The organism is Pseudoalteromonas sp. Z1A6, assembly GCF_011378745.1.
GTDB classification, from domain to species: Bacteria; Pseudomonadota; Gammaproteobacteria; order Enterobacterales; family Alteromonadaceae; genus Pseudoalteromonas; species Pseudoalteromonas arctica.
The window spans coordinates 1-2,714 of sequence record NZ_WTKW01000457.1 but is presented as its reverse complement, the minus strand read 5'-3'; the positions used below and the strand labels follow the sequence as shown (position 1 = coordinate 2,714).

General features: G+C 37.7%; 4 protein-coding genes. 3 read left to right on the top strand and 1 reads right to left on the bottom strand.

What is annotated here, in order from left to right; all coding sequences use genetic code 11:
* Positions 1-257: 257 nt before the first annotated feature.
* Complete coding sequence (locus GQR46_RS18455) at positions 258-788, bottom strand: lipocalin family protein (RefSeq protein WP_165741980.1); 531 nt, start codon at positions 786-788, stop codon at positions 258-260.
* A gap of 97 nt (positions 789-885) precedes the next feature.
* Here GQR46_RS18455 and GQR46_RS18450 point away from each other — a divergent pair, with 97 nt between their 5' ends.
* The 3 genes from GQR46_RS18450 (at position 886) to GQR46_RS18440 (ending at position 2,559) form a co-directional block, all read left to right on the top strand.
* On the top strand, positions 886-1,341 hold the full coding sequence (locus tag GQR46_RS18450) for a YaiI/YqxD family protein (RefSeq protein WP_165727905.1): 456 nt from the start codon (positions 886-888) through the stop codon (positions 1,339-1,341).
* 1 nt (position 1,342) lies between these two features.
* Positions 1,343-1,903 (top strand): hypothetical protein, encoded by a 561-nt coding sequence (locus GQR46_RS18445; protein WP_165741978.1) that lies wholly within the window; start codon positions 1,343-1,345, stop codon positions 1,901-1,903.
* 98 nt (positions 1,904-2,001) lie between these two features.
* Positions 2,002-2,559 carry a sugar O-acetyltransferase gene (locus tag GQR46_RS18440; RefSeq protein WP_024613121.1) on the top strand — a complete coding sequence of 186 codons (558 nt, stop codon included), beginning with the start codon at positions 2,002-2,004 and terminating at the stop codon, positions 2,557-2,559.
* Positions 2,560-2,714 lie beyond the last annotated feature (155 nt).

Genomic DNA, 2,714 nt, shown 5'->3' with positions numbered 1-2,714 from the left:
TAGGTTACAAACCTCGCGCCGCGATTTAATCGCCCCTAGATTGAACAGATTTCAATCCACAAAGATCAACACGCCCTAGGCAAAAAAAATGGCAAGCTATATAGCTTGCCAACAATAGGGGATATTCAGTGTTCCTAATACTTACTGTCTCACTGTAAGTGCTAGCAATATAGCGTTTATATATTTAATTTACTTTACAGTTAGATGACGTTTTTATTACCACTTTAAAAGCGCATACAGCTAACTGTAAACCCCCTTTACATACTCTCTTGATTTACCCAAATTATTTCATCAGTAGCAAAGCCTAACTCTTTCGCTTTAGTTAAAAAGTGCTCTTTAAGCTCTTTGCTAACCGTTGGTGTACGCGATAAAAACCACAAGTAATCTTTGTTGTAACTGGTTATAAATGCATATTGATAATCGGGTTGGTCAAGTTCAAAAATCACGTAAGCGCCATAAAATGGACCAAAAAACGAGACTTTAAAATGTCCGGTGTCGGTGCCCTCAACAAATTTGGCCAAGCCTTCGGCGTCATCCCATTTTTTATCATCCGTTAAATAGCCTTTGTTAAGGACCTTTACTGTGCCGTCGTCGTTAATTGAATAAGTCGCGGTAACTTGCTCCATACCTTCTTCAAACGAGTGATTAAGACGCGCTATTTCAAACCATTTGCCTTTATATTTTTGTATATCAAAGTTTTTAACGGGTGTTATTCCCTCAGGGGGGCTGGTGCAGGCACTAAGAAAAAATAGACCAGTAATAAGTAAACCGTATTTTATAGCCTTCATGTAAGCTCCTTTTCAATTATGTAATTTATGCTATTTCACAAGAATAAAATTTGCTATAGGATCGTCTTAATTCTAAAGCAATAAAAATGACCATAGCATGAAAATTTGGGTAGATGCAGACGCGTGTCCTGTCGTTATAAAAGAAATACTTTTTAGAGCGGCAGAGCGTATGAAAATCGACACTATTTTAGTGGCTAATCACGCAATGCGTATTCCGCCGTCAAAATACATAAGCCGCGTTCAAGTATCGTCAGGCTTTGATGTAGCCGACGACGAAATAGTGAAACGTATTGAAAAAGGCGATTTAGTTATTACTGGCGATATACCGCTGGCGAGTGAAGTAATTGATAACGGTGGGCAGGCGCTCAACCCGCGTGGCGAGCTTTACACCACGGAGAATATTCGCTCAATACTTAACGTACGCGACTTTATGGATACCATGCGCTCAAGTGGTGTAGAAATGAGTGGCGGGCCGCCTCCACTTAGTCAAACCGACCGTCAAAATTTTGCTAATAATCTCGATCGTATTTTAGCGCAAAACAAGGCTAACTAACTTGAATACCCAATTAGTTGGCTTAGGCGATACCCAATTTAGCGTGGCAGTGTATGTAGCAAAAGCGCCGCCAATGCCGTTTTTTGAAACACTTCAATGCCTTGAACCGGTTATAAATGAACAAATAAATACCATAAACCAGCACTGCGGTAATGGTTGGCGCAAAGTATTTAACGTGTACGCCAAAGTATTGTTTGCTCTACCAAGTGAGTATTACTCATTTGCTAAACAAGCGCCTACTTGGCAGCAATATCGCGATGAGTTTTTACTGCAAAAAAGTAGTAAAACCGCCCTGCTATTTAGCGCGCCTAATATTACTGTTACTTGTACAGATAAAGCTTCAAATAATAAAAACCAGCTACACATAATTGCTGGGCGTACGCACGCTAAAAGCTTACTCCAACAAGGTAAGCTTAATGCGAAATTTGAGTGGCTCGACGACGAATTTGCAATAGATATAGCCAACAATATTATAGTATGCCCGTATTTTGATTACAGGCAGCTAAGTAATATAAAAATAGCTAGGCTTAGCGAGCTAGTTGCACAAATAAAAAATAGTTAAAAGTAACTAAATGCACACGTACTAAACAAAGGTAGTGGTGCTTAGCTTAAAAGCTGAATCTGCCACTTATAAAAAATATATTATTTGGATTTTAAATTATGACAGAAAAAGAAAAAATGCTATCTGGTCAGTATTATGACCCAAGTGACCCTGAGCTTATTGAATTACGATTAAAAGCTAGCTTAAAAACGGAAGCGCTAAACCAAACAAGTGTTATTCATTTGGATGAAAGAGCTCAAATTATACATGCGTTATTTGGCTCAACAGGAAAACAAGTTCATGTAGAGTCATCATTTAATTGTGATTATGGGTCAAATATTCATGTAGGTGAAAATTTTTATGCTAATTTTGGCTGCGTTATTTTAGACGCTGCGGAAGTTAATATTGGTAACAATTGCTTTATTGCACCACAGGTTGGAATTTATACCGCTACACACCCTATAAACCCAATTGATAGAAGAAGTGGGCTCGAATATGCAAAAACAATAACAATAGGAAATGATTGTTGGATTGGTGGTCATGCAGTCATAAATCCAGGCGTTACTTTAGGTAATAATGTAGTTGTTGCATCGGGTGCTGTTGTTACAAAATCGTTTGGCGATAACGTTGTTATAGGTGGGAATCCTGCAAAAATAATAAAAATGATTGAAAGTTAATTTGCTCAACTTAAAAACTAAGCGACTCTTTAAACTTACTCCTTTTATAGTATTTAATACCAATTCCATTAAGTATGTGATCTAAATTTTACGCCGAAAAAATAATTCAGTTCTAGGCGTAAATTGATGTAAATGGTTGTTCCCTTTGCGAAATT

Coding starts and splice junctions, on each gene's coding strand:
- GQR46_RS18450 (WP_165727905.1), top strand. CDS start 886: ATGAAAATTTGGGTAGATGCAGACGCGTGTCCTGTCGTTATAAAAGAA.
- GQR46_RS18455 (WP_165741980.1), bottom strand. CDS start 788: ATGAAGGCTATAAAATACGGTTTACTTATTACTGGTCTATTTTTTCTT.
- GQR46_RS18440 (WP_024613121.1), top strand. CDS start 2,002: ATGACAGAAAAAGAAAAAATGCTATCTGGTCAGTATTATGACCCAAGT.